We start from the raw sequence: 17,276 nt of genomic DNA, 5'->3' as shown, positions 1-17,276 counted from the left end.
GGCTTTAATGCTTACAAAAGAAGCTTATTTGAATTATCGATTAATAAAGTCGCTTTGAAACAGCTAGTTCCCTAAAAATGAACATTTTTTTAAGCGAATATTAAGTATTGCCTTAGTGATTACTAAGAGCAAAAATGCAAATTGCTCTTAAATTTATTTAGAAAATGCTTCAGAAGATTATTAGGTTCAGTTTAAAAAATAAGATTCTTGTTGGAATATTTACCGCAATTCTCATAGGGGTGGGAATGTACTCACTGAATAATATTCCTATTGGGGCAGTGCCAGATATTACCAATAATCAGGTTCAGGTTATCACCACTTCTCAAAATCTATCTACACAGGATATGGAGCGATATATCACGTATCCCATAGAGCTAGAAATAGCCAATTTGCCGGGAGTGAAAGAAATTCGATCGGTTTCTAAATTCGGACTTTCAGTTGTTACGATCGTCTTCAACGAATCTTTAGGCACCTACTTACCACGCCAACTTATTTCAGAAAAAATTAATGCGGCTAAAGAAAGTATTCCTAAAGACATTGGCTCTCCTATAATGACTGGTCTTGGTGAAAATTTATCAGTATATGTTAGAAACCGAACCCGGGTATGAAGATCAATATGATGCTACCCAATTAAGGAGCATTCAGGATTGGATTGTAAAAAGAGAACTTTCGGGTATCGACGGAGTTGTTGAAATTAATACCTGGGGTGGTTATTTAAAGCAGTATGAAGTTGCTATAAATTCGGCCAAACTTAGCGCTTTAAATATCAAAATTTCAGATATTCTAACGGCCCTACAGGCTGATAATAGTATTTCTGGAGGTGGATATATCGAGAAAAACGATCAGGTCTTATTTATTCGTGGAGATGGTAAAATCGATTCCTTAGATAAGATTAGAAATACCGTAGTTAGCATTAAAGGTGATAAGCCAATTTATATAAAGGACATTGCACAGGTAGACTTTGGGCATGCACCCAGATACGGTGCAATTACCGGGAATGATGAAGGCGAAAAAGTATTGGGCCAAATAATGATGTTAAAAGGCGCTAACTCACAAAAGGTGATCAATTCGGTTAAAGAACGGGTGGCAGAAATCCAATCTAATTTACCCGAAGGGGTTAAAATTAATCCTTTTTTAGATCGAAGTGAACTTATAAGTAAAACTACGTTTAAAATTACCGAAAATCTGGTTTTAGGATTTATCATCGTGATTTTTGTAGTGGTACTAATTCTGGGAGATATTCGCTCTGGAATTATCGTTGCCTCCGTAATTCCACTTTGTCTTTTATTTACACTTACTATGATGTATATTTTTAAAATTGATGCTAACCTCATGAGTTTAGGCGCAATTGATTTTGGAATTATCATAGATGGTGCCGTAATTATCGTAGAATATTGTGCTTTCGAAATTACACAGCGCTTTAGAAAATACAACCAGCTAAATAAAGAAGAAATTCGTAATCTAAACGATCAGGCTACTTTTGTAAGCGCTTCTAAAATGATGGGGTCTGCCATTTTTGGACAAGTAATTATTCTGATTGTATTCCTGCCTATTCTTTCCCTTACCAATGTCGAAGGTAAAATGTTTAGACCAATGGCCCTGGCCTTTAGTTTCGCAATTATCGGGGCAATCATTTTATGTTTAACCTATGTCCCTGTTGCAGCATCTTTATTCTATTAGCTATTTAGGCTGGTAATTTTTTACCCAATCTAATAGAAGTTGTTTTTGTGCTTCAGTAAGCTTGGCCTCCTTATGCAACCAAACATAAGAATCTAATGGCATTTTATTATTTTCAATCTCTTCCCCTATTTCTTCAACTTTATGCGCTTTTTTTTCAGCAGATAATTTGGCCCATTCCGAAAAATTGAGATGCCTTTTCCCATCCTTCACATGATTATCTAAAAAGAAATTTACAGGCGTAATTTCACTATACCAGGGATAATTAGTATTATTAGAATGGCAATCATAACAGGAAGTCACCAAAATTCTGGAGACCTCTCTTGGTAAATCTTCAGCTTTTAAAATATCATTATTCGATATTTCTTCGGAAATATTTTTTGACGGTCTAAAAAACTGAAGTACTACGACAACCAGTACCATAGTTATTAAAAGTATACTTGAAAATTTCTTTTTACGAGACATTTTTAATTGGTTTTAGTGAGCATATTACAGTTGAATTTGAGATAGTTTTCTAAAAAATACTACGGAATTATAAAGTTAACTCCAAAAGATACCAATCCTGAGTTTAACCCCGAATTCCTTTTGTAATAAAGATATCTAAGATCGATACTCTTTAAATGCAAACTCCAGATATTGAAATTGGTAAATATATCGGTGTAATTTACACCAAACCCAAACTGATTTGCATGGAATTTTGAAAGGTCATAATCAGATGTATAGTATTGCTGGTTAGAACGATGCATCTCGTAACCGGCAAAATAATCTGCAGCAGTTTGAGTATAATATCTATACGATGGGTAAAGTGTAAATTTACTACCCAGTTTTATGGGCATTTCTATACTTGCCGTATGCGATTGTATTCCCCAATCATCACTATAATAACGATAATAACCACGCAGTACAAAAGTTTCGTTTAGATAATAATTTAAGCGACCGCCAACTGCAATTTTAAGTCTTGTATCGGGTAATTGCTCTATAGCATCCGCCAACTGAAAATTCTGAATAAATGAATCCGCAACATCTGCAAAATATACCCGCTGAAAAGGCGTCGATAAAAGTCCGTTTTGGCTCACCACATCCAACGCCAGTGATCCTTGCAATCGCTCACTAAGAATCTGGGAAAAATTTAATCCCAAAGTATACGAATTTCGCCCTTTATCAGTAAATTCAGTAAATTTAGGATTGTAGTTAGGATTGCCGGTAATCGAATTTTGCTGAAATAAGCCATCATTTAAACCAGCTCCGCTTTCTCCAAAAGGCCTTAATTCTATAGGATAAATAGGCTTCCAGGTATCTAGATAGATTTTGGTGTGTAGGGTAAGTTCCGTATTTTTTTCATTAAATAACTTTGTAAAACTTCCACCAAAACCTATTGAAAAATAATCATATTCACTGGCCAAAGATGCATCTGCCGTCCAGATCGTATTACGATCGTCTGAACTATGGCTATAGGTACCGTTAATATTTGCCCAGGTATCACCACGAGACGCTCCAGAGGATGCTGTGAAAGGATCTGCCTGCCCAGCACCATCAAAAGGATTGATATTACTGGAAGACGCCGAAGTATATGCTGAAACACCTGCATCTATCGTCAAAACATCATCTACATTTAACGGAATAGATACCACGATGGTTGGCGTAAAATCGGTAAGCTCTTCTGTTCCCGTACCACCAGATACGGCTGCATTATTTCCATCCTGAGAATAATAACTGCTTAGAAAGTCGATTTCGGTATTTTCTAAAACCCTTTTTTTGTAGCCATCAACCTCACCAGAAGAAGATTGCTCTTGCTGAGCTATTAAAAAATTGACATTTAAAATGCCCAAAATCGCTACAATACTATATTGATATTTTAATTGCATCCGCATCCTCCACCAGTTTTGCCTCCATTTGCACCAGAAGCTGCTTCCCTGTACGAATGAAAATTTGTTTGAAACCGATCTACTTTCTTTGCTCCCAAAACCATATCGGGATCATTTATATACACTTTTTCATATTCCTTAATTGCCGAACATGAAACAGTACTGCAAGCTATTAACGCCAGTATTACTACTTTTTTAATCATTTAGTCGCTATTTCAATATGATCTGAAGTATGAATATTTCCTTCAACATCAATAATTATACATTCTACTTTAGGTAACTGGTTAATTCTATTTAACCCTACTTCTTTTCCCATTACAAATACCGAGGTGGCCAGAGCATCGGCCAATTCGGCTTTAGGAGCAAAAACCGTCACACTAATAATTCCGGTAGCCGGATAGCCGGTTCTTGGATTGATAATATGTGCATATCGAGTTCCGTTAAACTCTACAAACTTCTCATAATCTCCAGAAGTTACTACCGCTTCATTTTTAATAGGCAGCAAAGCAAAAGCTTTGTTTTTATCCATAGGATTGGTAATGGCAACCTTCCAATCTTCACCATTTACCTGTTTACCCCAGGTATTCATATCTCCCGAAGCATTAATAATACCCGCAATTACACCTTTACTTTGCAGTAAATCTTTGGCTCTATCTGCTGCATAGCCTTTCCCAATTGCTCCAAAGCCAATTTTCATTCCGGGTAATTTCAGAAATACGGTATGTTCAGCTTCATTTAAAATAATATTTTGATAACCTACTTTTGAAACTGAACTTTTAATATCTTCTTCAGCAGGCATCCTAGTCATACTGCCATCAAACTTCCAAATTTTATCCATGGATGCGTAAGTAATATCAAAAGCTCCATCGGTAAGTTTTGATATCCCTATCGCTCTTTTTATAAGATCAAAAAGCTCCTGACTAACTTTTACGGGTTTTATGCCTGCATTGGTATTGACTAAAGAAGTCTCTGAATTTGGATCCCAGGATGAAATTCGCTTTTCTATACGCGTAATTTCAGCAACGGCCATATTGATATCGCTGTTCGCCGCTGTGCTATCTTTAGCGACCACGGTAATATCAAAGCGACTGCCCATAAGTTTTAGGGTTCGCTTCAGGGTTTGCTGCGCATTTACCTCTACAGCGAACAATATTAAAAGCATTAAAAAAGATCCTGCTTTTTTCATCATTTCGCAAACTTATCAAGCATGGCTATATATTGTTTTACTTCAATTTTTTGATAGCCTGCCTGTCCCAAAACTTTACCAGATTTATCCAAAACCACTACAAATGGGAAATAGCCATTAGAATTGTAAACTTCAGCTAGTTTATTGTTCTTTTCTTGTTGTTCTGGTGAAAGCGCATTTTTATTTTTCCGCGGAAAATCGGCTTTTAACATTACGTAGTGTTTCTGGGCATAGTCTTTAAATTCTTCTGTGCTCCAAATTTCTTTATCTAACTTTATACAAGGCGCACACCAATCCGATCCCTGAAAAACAAGAATAATAGGTTTATCTTCTTTAGCCGCTTCTTTTTTTGCTGCGGCAAAATCGGTTTTCCAATCCTGAGCTAATAAAAATTGAGTTGAAAAAACGCAAATAAGGATAAGCAGTATTTTTTTCATTTTTAATTTTGTTGTTATGCACAATTGGGGATCATTCTCAAAAGTTGTGTGCGAATTGAAATATTAATTAGATTTTTGTTTTCTAAACAGGAAGCATTGGATCCATATATAGACCTACTCAAGATATTATTACCAGAATTATTAATCACCCATTTTGATCTAACCGGACATCAAACAGAAGGGGATTTATTACACCTGGATTTTGAAGAGAAGCCTGATATTCCTAAAGAGTTCTCCTCTAAACTAGTCATAGCACACGGGTTTCATAAGGAAATAACAATCCAGGATTTTCCTGTACGAGGTAAAAAAGTATTCCTGCATATAAAACGCCGTCGCTGGCTGGGTAAACAAGATAAAGAAGTTGTACAGCGTGACTGGAACTTAGTAGCACAGGGAACCCGAATGACCACCGAGTTCGCTGCTTTTTTAAAAGGACTTAGTCAGTACTAAAGCCTCTGACTGTCATACCATCGGGGCTTTTTACGGAGTAAACGGAAAGAAGCTCCAGCGCCAGTATAAAGATTATTTAAGCGATTTTAAAGAGTGGGATCAAAAACCTCATTCCAAAGAATGGCTCATTTTCCCCAAAAACATAAGCTCTAAGCTCTCTATAGATGAGACTGCACTCTCCAAAGGAGAACTTTATACCATCATCACCAATAAAGGAGCTAAGGGGAAAAAGGGCAGTATTGTAGCTATTTTCTCGGGAACCAAGGTAGAACCCATTATAGAACAACTCCTTAAAATACCAGCTTCAAAACCAGCACAAGTCAAGGAGATCACCCTAGATATGGCCAAGTCCATGAAAAACATTGCCAGGAAATGCTTCCCTAAGGCTGTACAGGTCACCGATCGCTTCCATGTCCAAAAACTTGCCTTTGAAGCCCTACAGGATATTAGGATCAAGCACCGATGGGAGGCGATAGATCTGGAGAACGAACAAATCAAACAGGCCAGGTTAAAACAGAAAAGTTGTAGTCCAGAAATCTTTGCAAATGGGGACACCAGAAAACAATTATTGGCGCGTAGCCGGTACCTGCTCTATAAAGCACCTTCCAATTGGACAGAGAACCAGCTCCAACGCAGCAAAATACTCTTCGGGCAATACCCCGATATAAAGTTGGCATTTAAGCTTACACAAAGGCTTAGAAATATATTTAACAATGCTAAATCAAAAGAAGGGGCATATACAAAACTAGCCCACTGGTACAAGGATGTAGAGCATACGGGTTTTAAGGCATTTAATACTATTGCCAATACCATAACCATTAACTACAGGTCTATTCTAAACTACTTTATCAACCGAAGTACAAATGCATCAGCAGAATCCTTTAATGCAAAAATAAAAGCATTTAGAGCTCAGTTTAGAGGAGTGAAAAATATAGAATTCTTCCTCTACAGATTAACCACAATTTTTGCGTAAACACAACATTTAGGCTTGATCCCAATTGGCCTTCATTTTAGCTGATGCCGACTTTGTGATTTTTATTAATTTGTTTTTTAAGAAATTGATGTTTTGGCATTTCCCCTGTGCCAATATTGTTCTACCGTAGCGGGTAAAAAAATGCTGTTGACTTAAAAATTGAATATTAAGCTGAAGCCAACTTTCTTCACAATATTGCTGCTGAAGCTTTTCCTCCCACTCTTTTCTTAGTAATTGATTACGACTAATAAATTTTGAAGTTCCCAAATGAAAAATATCAGCATCGCAAAGCACCTCGGCTTCCAAACAGCATGGTTCCTGTGGCATATGAGTAGACTGAATACAATTTGTTACTATTTTAATCTTTTCTATAGGCCAGTCTTTAGCAGACAGAAATTGGTAAGCGAATACCGCACTATATTTTTCATGCTCTTTATATGATTTTAAAAATCCGGTATCGTGAAACCATCCTGCAATGATCACTGGCTCCATAAACGATGCAGAAAGCCCCATTGATTTACCAATGGTTTTAATGTTGGCCACAACGTCTCGCGTATGTTCCAGATTATGAAAAGACATTTCTTTACAAGATTGTGAAGAAAGTAATTCTTCACAATATGATTTTACTTCATCAATCAACATATATCAAAAAAATTAGTTGAAGTAATTCTATATCATAATTCTTATTCTAATCCTTTATGGAGCGTTTCCGCCCAAGGCTTTTAATTAGTATAAAAGTAAATGGTATACCTAAAGATAAACTAAGTCTTTTCTTAAGATTCGCTTAAAAATGGATAGTGAAAGTAGTTCCTTTATATTTGATGCTATCTACCTCTATTCTAGCGCCAATAGCCTGCGCTGCTTTTTGTACAATAGAAAGTCCTAAACCGGTACCTTTTATATGTTTATGCTCTAAACCTTCAGATCTAAAAAATGGATTAAAAATCTTACTGATGTCATCTTCTTTAATCCCAATTCCTTCATCAATTATCTTTACAACCGGTCTGGAATTTTTCATCTTTAAATCGATGGTTATGGTAGAATCTGCATAGGCATACTTAATAGCGTTTTCTAAAACATTATTTAAGATAGCGTATCCATAATAGGCATGTATCTGGAAATTTTTAATTCCTTCAGCATTAAAGACAAGCTGAATATTCTTTCTCCTTAGTTTTACAGTATATTCATTAATCACCTCATCGATAAGAGATATGATTTCTGTTTGCCTGCTATTATCAAGAAGGCGATGGCCATCGTCATTTCTAGCTAAAAATAATAATTGCTCAATTATAATGCTCATCCTATCAATTTCACCTAGACTATAATTAATCTTATCTTCATAGTCTTCACGAGTGCGCTCTTTTCTTATCAAAACTTCCAGAGTTCCCCTAATTGAAGAAATGGGCGTCCTTAATTCGTGAGAAGCATCACTGGTAAACTGGCGTTCTCTTTCGATAGCCTGCTCTACACGATCTAATAAGCTATTTATCGAAAGGGATAAATCGTAAAGTTCATCCTTATTATCGGGAAATTTTACACGTTCATTAAGGTGATCTCTACTTATACGATTGGTTGTTTGCGTAATTTCCTGAATAGGTTTAATACTTCGTCCTGCCAGGAACCTTGATATAAAAAATAGAACTATCAAAATAAGCGGGTAACATAAGATCAGTATCCAGGCCAGCCGCACAATTACATCTTGAGAAGCTTCAAAAGACATAGCTGTAATGATATATCCATAAACTTTACCATTCATCTTTACCGGCACCTGGATTTGACGAATAAGTTCGTTTTTTAAATAAGCATTAAAATGCTCATTATCTTCTTTATTTTGAAAAAATGATAATTGATCTTTTTTAAGATTTGGTGACTTATCGGTTACGACTGTGCCCGTACTATCCATCACCTGAACAAAGACAGGATTTATTTGCACCTCCCTATGCTCTCGTTCTTCCCATTCTTCTTTATCCCAAAAAACAGGCCTTCCATTTTCTAAAGTGGTTTCCTGTAAGTGTATGGTCGCTTCGTAATGGAGATCACTGTCTAATTGTTGGTAAACAGTTTGCTTTACCAAAATAAAAACCACTAAAAAAGCAAAAGCCACAATAAGCGCAGTAGCCAGCATATAATAAATAGCAATACGATCTTTAAAACTTAGCTTCATGATTCTTTAGCAATGTAGCCAACTCCCCTAACTGTTTGAATATAATTTTCATCTTGATCCAAATCTAGTTTACGACGTAATGCATTAATGTACACATCTATTACCCCAGTGTTATAGCTAAAATTGATATCCCAAACTTTTTCTATAATCTTGGTACGTGTACATACCCTTTCTTTATTACGAATTAAGTATTCCAGCAATGCAAATTCCTTAAGGGTAAGATTAACTTCTTTTCCGTTTTTAAATGCCTGATGAGTACCTGTATTCAATTCTATCGGTCCTAAAGAAAAGATAGCGTGCTCTCCAGATTTTGGGCGCAGTTGCACCTTAATTCTTTCTAGTAATTCTTCAAAATGGAAAGGTTTTTTTATATAATCGTTCGCTCCACTTTGTAAACCAAATATGGTTTCGTCTACGGTGTCCTTAGCCGTCAAAAAAAGTACAGGGGTTTCTTTATCTTCTTTTCTAAATTGCCGGCATATTTCTATACCGCTTAGGCCAGGAAGCATCCAATCTAACAGCAAGAGATCGTACTTTCCGGTAAGCGCCAATTCTAGCCCTTTTTTGCCATTATCAGCAATATCTACGGCAAAAGATTCTTCTTCTAAGCCCTGCTTTAGAAATCCAGAAATACCTGTTTCGTCCTCTACTATTAGAATTCTCATAGTACAAATTTGCTATTAATCCTTTAAAATGACTTTAGTCTTACCTTAAGATTCGCTTAAAATTTAGGTTTTTTAAATTTCAATACTAACCTGTTACAAGGTAATCAATATTCAAGATTTAGCCATTTTATATTATGAGGTGGCTTAAAGCTAAAGCCTAGTGCTTTTTACCAGCAGATAAGAGGACTTAGAATCTCAAAGAGAGCTTCAGTATTAAAAGACTTTTAAAAAATTTTAAAAAAAAATCGAAACTGACAATTATCATATTTTACGACGAGCTTCTAGGATAATTTTGTTGTATAATTAAAAATCCTCGAATTATGACACTTTATGCAAAATTAAACGAAGAATTTAGTCACAATTTCTTAGGCTATTCAGCTTTAGCCATGATCGTTTCCACAAGTTTAGGAGGGATCGCAATAATGACCACTTTAATGCATGGCCATGCAGCATTACAAATGTTTTTGGTTTTTATTAGTGTTGCTATTTGTAGCGCTCATAATGCATCGATTTTAACTGTGCAAAAACCAAGTGTGGTTTTTCACTTATTTACCGCAAGTGTTTTAATTAACACCTTACTAATTATAGGAAACAGCATATAAATCATGCAAATACTGGTAAATAAATATAATGTAGCCGGTCCAAGGTACACAAGCTATCCAACCGTACCATATTGGGATGATGCTTCTTTTTCATTAAAAGAGTGGAAAGAATGTTTAAAAAGAAGTTATGTAGAAAGTAAGCACAACGGTATAAGCCTCTACATTCATCTCCCATATTGTGAAAGTATGTGTACCTTTTGCGGCTGCAATAAAAGGATTACCAAAAATCACCTTGTTGAAATTCCTTATATCAAATCACTTTTAATAGAATGGGATTTGTATGTTTCCTTATTTGAAGAAACACCAAAGATTTCAGAATTGCATATAGGTGGCGGTACTCCTACGTTCTTTTCTTCAGAAAATTTACAACTGCTCATTGAAGGATTATTTAAAGATCCTAAGGATCGCGCTAATGCCAAGCTAAGTTTTGAAGGCCATCCTAACAATACCAGTCATAAACACCTTGATGTATTAGCCAATCTTGGCTTTACAAGGGTTAGTTATGGGGTGCAGGATTATAATCTCAAAGTTCAGAAAGCGATAAATCGCGTACAACCTTTTGAAAACGTCCAAAAAGTAACCACTCTTGCCAGACAAGCGGGTTATACTTCTATAGGCCACGATATCATTTTCGGATTACCTTTTCAAACTACAGCTGATATAGAAAATACTATAAACCTTACTAAAAAATTAAGACCAGAGCGTATTGCTTTTTATAGTTATGCTCACGTGCCGTGGATAAAAGGTAACGGTCAACGTGGTTTTAAGGATGAAGATCTTCCTACTGCTGAAGAAAAAAGAGCACAATTTGAACTTGGTAAAAAGCGCTTATTAGAATCGGGGTATATAGAGATTGGTATGGATCATTTCGCCCTTCCCCAAGACGAATTAGCGCAAAGTCTTAAGCAAAAAACAATTCATCGTAATTTTATGGGATATACTACAACGACTACACAGTTGATGGTTGGCTTGGGCGTTTCAGCAATTGGTGATTCCTGGTATGCTTTTGGACAAAATGTTAAAAACATCGAAGAATACAATAATTTAATTGAGGGTGGAATATTTCCTATTTATCGCGGACATATTCTTAGTCCGGAAGATTTAATTATCAGAAAGCATATTCTAAACCTAATGTGCAAACTGGAGACAAGTTGGGAAGACAACAACATGCAATTTCCAGAATTACCGGATATAATTATAAAGCTATCTGAGATGCAAGATGACGGATTATTAAAAATCCTCCATAATAAAATTGAAATTACAGAAAAAGGAAGAGCTTTTGTTCGCAATGTTTGTATGGCATTCGATCTTAGGCTTCAGCGAAAAAAACCAGATACTAAACTATTTTCCATGACTATTTAAAATTCTGTCTTCTTTAAACCAGAGGTTTTCTTTTAACGCTCCTAACCTAACCATAAGATTTCGGGGATTTTCTGATTGGAAGGTGGGATATCGTTTTGGGAAGCCTCTTTTTTTATATTGTGGATTCAGAGCTGAAAGTTGTAAATTATAGGTTGGAAAGTTTGAAAGTCCAAGGTTTAAAGTTTGTTTATTGATTACTCATTTTCAAGAAAACCCATTGCATTCCACATAAGCTTCCTTCTCGTATTTCTATAGTCTAACTTCTTACTTTTAAATTCTGTTTCATAAAGCCGTTCATAAAGTTCACGATTTGTTTATAAATACTCGTCAACATCTTCGTGGTTAAGCAGGCTATTTTTATATTTGTCGTTCAAACTTGTTAGATGGAGCATTTTGTAGTTTCGGCGCGTAAATACAGGCCACAAACCTTTAAAGATGTAGTTGGGCAGCAGGCAATTACCAATACTTTGGCTAATGCTATTGCTCACAATCATCTTGCGCAGGCACTTTTATTTACCGGTCCGCGTGGAGTGGGAAAAACAACTTGTGCCCGTATTTTAGCCAAAATGATTAATCAGGACGGTACTCAAAGTCCAGATGAAGATTTTGCTTTTAATATTTTTGAACTCGATGCCGCCTCTAACAACTCGGTTGATGATATTCGTAACCTTATCGATCAGGTAAGAATACCACCACAGGTAGGCACTTATAAAGTATATATTATAGATGAGGTTCACATGTTATCTACCTCGGCATTTAATGCATTTCTTAAGACCTTAGAAGAGCCGCCAAAACATGCTATTTTTATCCTTGCTACGACCGAGAAGCATAAGATTATCCCCACTATTCTATCGCGTTGCCAAATTTTTGATTTCAAAAGAATTACGGTTACCGATGCCAAAGATTATTTAAAATATATTGCCGAACAGGAAGGTGTTAATGCCGAAGAAGATGCTTTGCAAATCATCGCTCAAAAAGCAGATGGTGCAATGCGTGATGCACTTTCTATTTATGATCGGGTAGTAAGTTTTAGCGGAAATAACCTTACCCGACAAGCTGTTACTGAAAACCTGAATGTACTGGACTATGATACTTACATGCAGGTAACCGATTTGTTACTGGATAATAATATCCCGCAATTACTGATTTTATTTAATGACATTTTATCTAATGGCTTTGATGGACATCACTTTATTGCAGGTTTAGCGTCGCATTTTAGGGATTTATTGGTGTGTAAAGATCAGCGTACCATCCAGCTTTTGGAAGTAGGTGAACAAACAAAAGCAAAATATTTTGAGCAGTCTCAAAAAACGTCTCAGCAATTTTTGCTTCAGGCTATTGATCTGGCGAATGAATGTGATTTAAAATATAAAAGCAGTCGAAATCAACGACTCTTAGTAGAACTCTGCTTAATGCAAATAGCCTCTGTCACTTTCGACGGAGAAAAAAAAAACAACAATCCTAAAATAGTTCCCCCTTCTCATTTCGAACAACCTGCAAAATCGATCTCCAAAGAGGAAAAATCGATTATCAGAAATAATGAATACGGGCAAAGTGCCCCCCCCCCTAAAGAAGCGCAACAACCTTCTGTCGAAAATCGTACAGAAAACGATACTTGTGCTCCAGAAGCTACACCCGCCAATCAGCAATATTTTAGTAATGAAGTTCCCAACACTTCTGATCCAAAAACTGAAGAAGCAGAAAAAGAAGTACCGGAACAAAATAAATCTGAATTATCGAGCGACGAAACACCAAAATCAGTAGATCCTGCTACTAATACAACAGAAAAAAGAGAACGGGTATCCGGACTGTCTTTGGCTAGTATTCGAAAGAAAAAAGAACTCGAAGCTCAGGTAAAGGATAAGGCCCCGGAGCGTGAGACGGTAATGACCGGAAAATTTACTGAAACACAGTTACAGGCCGCCTGGGACGATTATGTTCATAAATTGAAGAAGCGGGGAGAGAAAATCCTGGCTTCAATTTTAGAAACCGACCTTCCTACTTTAAAAAATGAAAATGAAATTCATTTAGAATTACCGGCAGAATCTATGAAAATCGACCTGGAAAAAGGTCAGCATAAATTAATGGGATTTCTAAAAACCCGATTAAAAAATACGACCATCTCGCTGGTTATTGATGTTAACGAAACTACGGCGAAAAAATTTGTATTTACACCAATAGAAAAATACAATAAGCTAAAAGAGAAAAATCCGCTTTTGGATAAATTACGAACAACTTTTGATTTAGACGTATAATTATGCTTGGTTTAAAACTTCCTACCGATCCCAGATGGGCAGATATCGCCAATAAAAATATTGAAGAAATTTTAATTGATCATGCCTGGTGTGAGCAAAAAGCAGCATCTACCGCGATCTCTTTAATTGTTAATTACCCTGAATACCCTGAACTTGTTACCGCCATGATTGCCTTATCCCGTGAAGAAATGGGACATTTTAAAATGGTTCATGATAAAATTTTAGCGCGTAATATCGAGATGGGATGGGACCGTAAGGACGAATACGTAGTTCAGCTTTTAAAGTTTTTCCCAAAAGGAGGTAGCCGAAAGACACAGCTTATCCACCGATTATTGATCGCCGGACTAATCGAAGCAAGAAGCTGCGAACGTTTTAGATTATTAAGCGAAAAGCTAGAAGATAAAGAACTGGCCGAATTTTATAAAAACTTGATGATTAGCGAAGCAAATCATTATACAATGTTTTTAAAATTTGCCAGAAAATATGGAGAACGTGAAGTAGTTGACAAAAAGTGGAACGATCTTTTAGAATTTGAAGGTAAAATGATCCAGGGATTAGGAAATAAAGAAACCATCCACGGTTAAAAAATTATTAAAAAAAGCTGGTAAATTCACCAGCTTTTTATTTTTATATCATTGATTTCGTATTAGTTAGACTGGTACATGGACTTAATTATTCCATCTGCCAAACCAATTTTAGGCACATATATTTGATTTGCCCTGGCCCATTTCATAGAATTCAGATAAATTCTTGAGGCAGGTATAATTACATCTGCACGATCGTTCTTTAAATCTAACTCGATAATCCTTTCCTCATAAGTATAACTATTAAGCAATTCGTCATACTTCTTAAGATAAGCAAGGCTTAATGGCTTTCCTTCTTTTTTACCGCTGGTCTTAAAGATATTATTGATATTCCCTCCAGATCCTATAAGACTAATATCTGGATAACCTTTTGTGGTTTCACGAACCCAGGCCTCCATTTCGCGCCAGGTTTTGTTCTCTACCAGATCGTTTAATAATCGCACAGTACCTACTTTAAAAGATCTTGAAGCTATAGATTTTCCATTGCTATAAAGTGTATACTCTGTACTTCCCCCACCAACATCTACATAGAGATAATTATGATCATCCTGAATTAATGCATGTAAATCTGTAGCGGCAATAATGGCAGCTTCATGTGAGCCATCGATAATTTCAATTTCTATTCCCGTTCTCTTTTTTATAACTTCAGTAACCTCATCAGCATTTTTTGCCTCTCGCATTGCAGAAGTAGCACAAGCTTTATATTTTTCAACACCATGAGCTTTCATTAACAGGCTAAAAGCATGCATGGCATCTACCATACGATCACGGTTATTTTCAGAAATACTTTGTTTTAAAAAAACGTCTGCTCCCAATCTTATGGGCACGCGTACTAAAGAGGTCTTCCTAAAACTGGTTTCCATGCCCTCCTTTTCGGTAATGGTAGAAACCAATAATCTAATGGCATTAGATCCTATATCTATCGCTGCAAAATTCTTTTGTACTATCACTTCCTGTAATTTTCGTTTTTATTTAAGTAATAATCGTAAAGCGCTTCCTGAGATCGCACTCTTGGCTTTGTTTTTTTGCGATAAGCATTATTTTGTTTTTCTGAAAAAACGCGCGCTTTTACATTATCACTCCAACTAATTTCAAAGCCATCGATTACTTCCTGTTTTATATCTTTATCGTATATAGGACAAGCAATTTCTACTCGGTTATCCAGGTTTCTGGACATTAAATCGGCCGAAGAAATATAAACCCTTGGATTCGTTGCATTCTCAAAAATATACACTCTTGGATGTTCCAAAAATTTATCTACAACGCTAATCGCTTCTATATTCTCGCTCATTCCTGGTACACCGGGAATTAAACAATTAATTCCTCTAACAATCAATTTAATTTTTACTCCTGCCCTACTGGCCTGGTATAATTTATCGATCATGGGATAATCTGAAAGACTGTTTAACTTCAGTTTAATCCCTGAAGGTTTACCTTCAAGCTGATTATCGATTTCATTTTGAATGAGTTTTGTTAAAACTGCACGAGTATAATGTGGTGAAACGATTAGATGCCTGTATTTACTCACTTTATAATTGGTTTCAAAAAAGTCGAAAACCTTATTTACTTCTTTTAAAATCTCCTGATTTGCTGTAAAAAGTGTATAATCGGTATAAATTTTTGAGGTGGACTCATTGAAATTACCGGTACTTATAAACCCATATTTTTTTAATTTCCCGTTGTTTTCTTCACGTTCAATCACACAGGTCTTACAGTGAACTTTTAATCCAGGTACCCCAAAAATAAGCTTCACCCCTTCCCGTTGCATTTGTTCAGCATACTTAATGTTTGCGGCTTCATCAAAACGTGCTCTAAGCTCTATTTGAACCAAAACCTTTTTACCGTTTTTTACGGCATTAATCAATGAACTTGCGATGTGAGAAATTTTTGCTAAACGATATATGGTAATTTTTATGGTTTTTACTTTTGGATCTAGCGCAGCCTCACGTAAAAATTTAACCACATAAGAGAAACTTTGGTAAGGTGCATAAAGCATATGATCTTTTTTACCGGTACCCTGTATCAAACTTGTTTGCAATGCCAGACCGGGAATAGGTAGTGCTTCTTTAGTATCATAAAGTAATTCTTTGCTCCCCAATCTTGGAAACCCCATATAATCACGGCGATTATGGTAACGCCCGCCGGGAATAATACTATCTGCATGATCTATGCCCATTTTATTCATAAGATAATTAAGCGTTGCCTTATCGATATTTTTATCGTAAACAAAACGAACAGGATCCCCCTTAATTCGATCTTTTACACTTTCAGAAATCTTTTCGATAAAACTTTTACTAAGGTCGCTATCAATATCTAATTCGGCATCTCTTGTTATTTTAATCATATGGGCAGAAATAGTCTCGTATTCAAAAATATTGAAGATACTATTTAAGTTATACCGAATTAAATCGTCTAGAATGATAATATATTTTTTTTCATCTTCTGATGGTAAAACCACAAATCGCTCTATACTTCGTGGAATTTCAATAAGCACATATTTACGCTCATTTGTAGTACTTTTTACCAGTTTGGAAATTTTACCTGCCGGTTTAGAAGCTTTCATTTCCATCGTTACAGCCAGATAAGCAGCACTATCTTTTAAACTAGGTAGTTCTTCTAAATCGTTAAGTACGATGGTTACCAATGCCGGACTTACCTGAGAAAGAAAATAATCTTTAACAAATTTCTGCTGGGATTCAGACACTTCTTTTTCATTGATCACACAAATGCCATGTTCCTCACGTAGTCGTTGTTGTATCTTATCTAAAATCTTTAAACTTTCAGACTGCTGTTTAATAACAACCTTAGTGATATCTTCCAAAAGTTTGCTGGCCTTCATACCACCTAGCGCGCTTTTCCCTGCTTTCCCGGCAAGATCGATACGCTTTACCGTAGCATAACGAACTTTAAAAAACTCATCTAAATTATTACTAAAAATCCCTAAAAATCGCAGTCTTTCTATTAAGGGTACGGTTTCATCTTCAGCCTCTTGTAAAACTCGGGTGTTAAACTGAAGCCAGCTTAATTCTCGATTGATGTATTTATTTTCCTGCATG

General features: G+C 35.9%; 16 protein-coding genes and 1 pseudogene. 7 read left to right on the top strand and 10 right to left on the bottom strand.

From position 1 onward, the window contains the following. Positions 1-164: 164 nt before the first annotated feature. Positions 165-1,674 (top strand): annotated as a pseudogene (locus AC13DP_RS11915) (efflux RND transporter permease subunit); the annotation flags it as partial. Positions 1,675-1,680: 6 nt separating this feature from the next. On the opposite strand, the gene AC13DP_RS11910 reads toward AC13DP_RS11915, so the two are convergent. Genes AC13DP_RS11910 through AC13DP_RS11890 form a run of 5 tightly spaced genes read right to left on the bottom strand, consistent with a single transcriptional unit; the run spans position 1,681 to position 5,165 of the window. Further along, a complete protein-coding gene (locus AC13DP_RS11910) occupies positions 1,681-2,142 on the bottom strand; it encodes a heme-binding domain-containing protein (protein ID WP_347406705.1) in 462 nt (153 codons plus the stop codon). Between the two features lie 59 nt (positions 2,143-2,201). After that, the gene (locus AC13DP_RS11905) at positions 2,202-3,542 is read right to left on the bottom strand and encodes a DUF3570 domain-containing protein (RefSeq protein WP_013071351.1); all 1,341 of its coding nucleotides are present in this window, start codon (positions 3,540-3,542) and stop codon (positions 2,202-2,204) included. After that, complete coding sequence (locus AC13DP_RS11900) at positions 3,533-3,745, bottom strand: DUF4266 domain-containing protein (RefSeq protein ID WP_013071350.1); 213 nt, start codon at positions 3,743-3,745, stop codon at positions 3,533-3,535. Before AC13DP_RS11900 ends, AC13DP_RS11905 begins: the two co-directional genes overlap by 10 nt. Further along, the gene (locus AC13DP_RS11895; RefSeq protein WP_013071349.1) at positions 3,742-4,731 is read right to left on the bottom strand and encodes an FAD:protein FMN transferase; all 990 of its coding nucleotides are present in this window, start codon (positions 4,729-4,731) and stop codon (positions 3,742-3,744) included. The genes AC13DP_RS11900 and AC13DP_RS11895 overlap by 4 nt, the downstream gene beginning before the upstream one ends. Further along, positions 4,728-5,165, bottom strand: a complete 438-nt coding sequence (locus AC13DP_RS11890) for a thioredoxin family protein (protein ID WP_013071348.1) — start codon at positions 5,163-5,165, stop codon at positions 4,728-4,730. Before AC13DP_RS11890 ends, AC13DP_RS11895 begins: the two co-directional genes overlap by 4 nt. 96 nt (positions 5,166-5,261) lie before the next feature. Between AC13DP_RS11890 and AC13DP_RS11885 the strand changes: the two genes are divergently transcribed. Together AC13DP_RS11885 and AC13DP_RS11880 are read left to right on the top strand one after the other, a co-directional pair. Further along, positions 5,262-5,615, top strand: coding sequence for an ISAon1 family transposase N-terminal region protein (locus AC13DP_RS11885; RefSeq protein ID WP_084841021.1), 354 nt, complete (start codon positions 5,262-5,264; stop codon positions 5,613-5,615). Positions 5,616-5,634: 19 nt separating this feature from the next. Then, positions 5,635-6,588, top strand: a complete 954-nt coding sequence (locus AC13DP_RS11880; protein ID WP_483067900.1) for an ISAon1 family transposase — start codon at positions 5,635-5,637, stop codon at positions 6,586-6,588. 9 nt (positions 6,589-6,597) lie between these two features. Here AC13DP_RS11880 and AC13DP_RS11875 read toward each other — a convergent pair whose 3' ends face one another. From AC13DP_RS11875 to AC13DP_RS11865, 3 genes are all read right to left on the bottom strand, one after another. After that, positions 6,598-7,230 carry an HD domain-containing protein gene (locus tag AC13DP_RS11875; protein ID WP_483067872.1) on the bottom strand — a complete coding sequence of 211 codons (633 nt, stop codon included), beginning with the start codon at positions 7,228-7,230 and terminating at the stop codon, positions 6,598-6,600. 142 nt (positions 7,231-7,372) lie between these two features. Further along, the gene (locus tag AC13DP_RS11870; RefSeq protein WP_483067871.1) at positions 7,373-8,752 is read right to left on the bottom strand and encodes a sensor histidine kinase; all 1,380 of its coding nucleotides are present in this window, start codon (positions 8,750-8,752) and stop codon (positions 7,373-7,375) included. Further along, positions 8,749-9,417 (bottom strand): response regulator transcription factor, encoded by a 669-nt coding sequence (locus AC13DP_RS11865; RefSeq protein ID WP_013071345.1) that lies wholly within the window; start codon positions 9,415-9,417, stop codon positions 8,749-8,751. The genes AC13DP_RS11870 and AC13DP_RS11865 overlap by 4 nt, the downstream gene beginning before the upstream one ends. A 320-nt stretch (positions 9,418-9,737) precedes the next feature. On the opposite strand from AC13DP_RS11865, the gene AC13DP_RS11860 reads away from it, so the two are divergent. The 4 genes from AC13DP_RS11860 to AC13DP_RS11845 all read left to right on the top strand — a co-directional run bounded on the left by AC13DP_RS11860 (position 9,738) and on the right by AC13DP_RS11845 (position 14,220). Further along, complete coding sequence (locus tag AC13DP_RS11860; protein ID WP_228251055.1) at positions 9,738-10,019, top strand: hypothetical protein; 282 nt, start codon at positions 9,738-9,740, stop codon at positions 10,017-10,019. A gap of 3 nt (positions 10,020-10,022) precedes the next feature. Continuing rightward, a complete protein-coding gene (gene hemN, locus AC13DP_RS11855; RefSeq protein ID WP_483067870.1) occupies positions 10,023-11,381 on the top strand; it encodes an oxygen-independent coproporphyrinogen III oxidase in 1,359 nt (452 codons plus the stop codon). A 383-nt stretch (positions 11,382-11,764) separates the two neighbouring features. After that, a complete protein-coding gene (locus tag AC13DP_RS11850) occupies positions 11,765-13,636 on the top strand; it encodes a DNA polymerase III subunit gamma/tau (RefSeq protein WP_483067869.1) in 1,872 nt (623 codons plus the stop codon). 2 nt (positions 13,637-13,638) lie between these two features. Next, entirely contained in the window at positions 13,639-14,220 is a 582-nt protein-coding gene (locus AC13DP_RS11845) for a MiaE family protein (protein ID WP_483067868.1), read from the top strand. Between the two features lie 62 nt (positions 14,221-14,282). Here the strand turns inward: AC13DP_RS11845 and AC13DP_RS11840 are convergent, their stop codons facing one another. Both AC13DP_RS11840 and ppk1 read right to left on the bottom strand, forming a co-directional pair. After that, positions 14,283-15,170 carry a Ppx/GppA phosphatase family protein gene (locus AC13DP_RS11840; protein ID WP_013071340.1) on the bottom strand — a complete coding sequence of 296 codons (888 nt, stop codon included), beginning with the start codon at positions 15,168-15,170 and terminating at the stop codon, positions 14,283-14,285. After that, positions 15,167-17,275 (bottom strand): polyphosphate kinase 1, encoded by a 2,109-nt coding sequence (ppk1, locus tag AC13DP_RS11835; protein WP_013071339.1) that lies wholly within the window; start codon positions 17,273-17,275, stop codon positions 15,167-15,169. Before ppk1 ends, AC13DP_RS11840 begins: the two co-directional genes overlap by 4 nt. Position 17,276: the final 1 nt, after the last annotated feature.

This window comes from Zunongwangia sp. L-65, from assembly GCF_056859415.1.
Note: the sequence above shows the minus strand (reverse complement) of the source record. Positions and strands in the feature narration are given on the sequence as shown.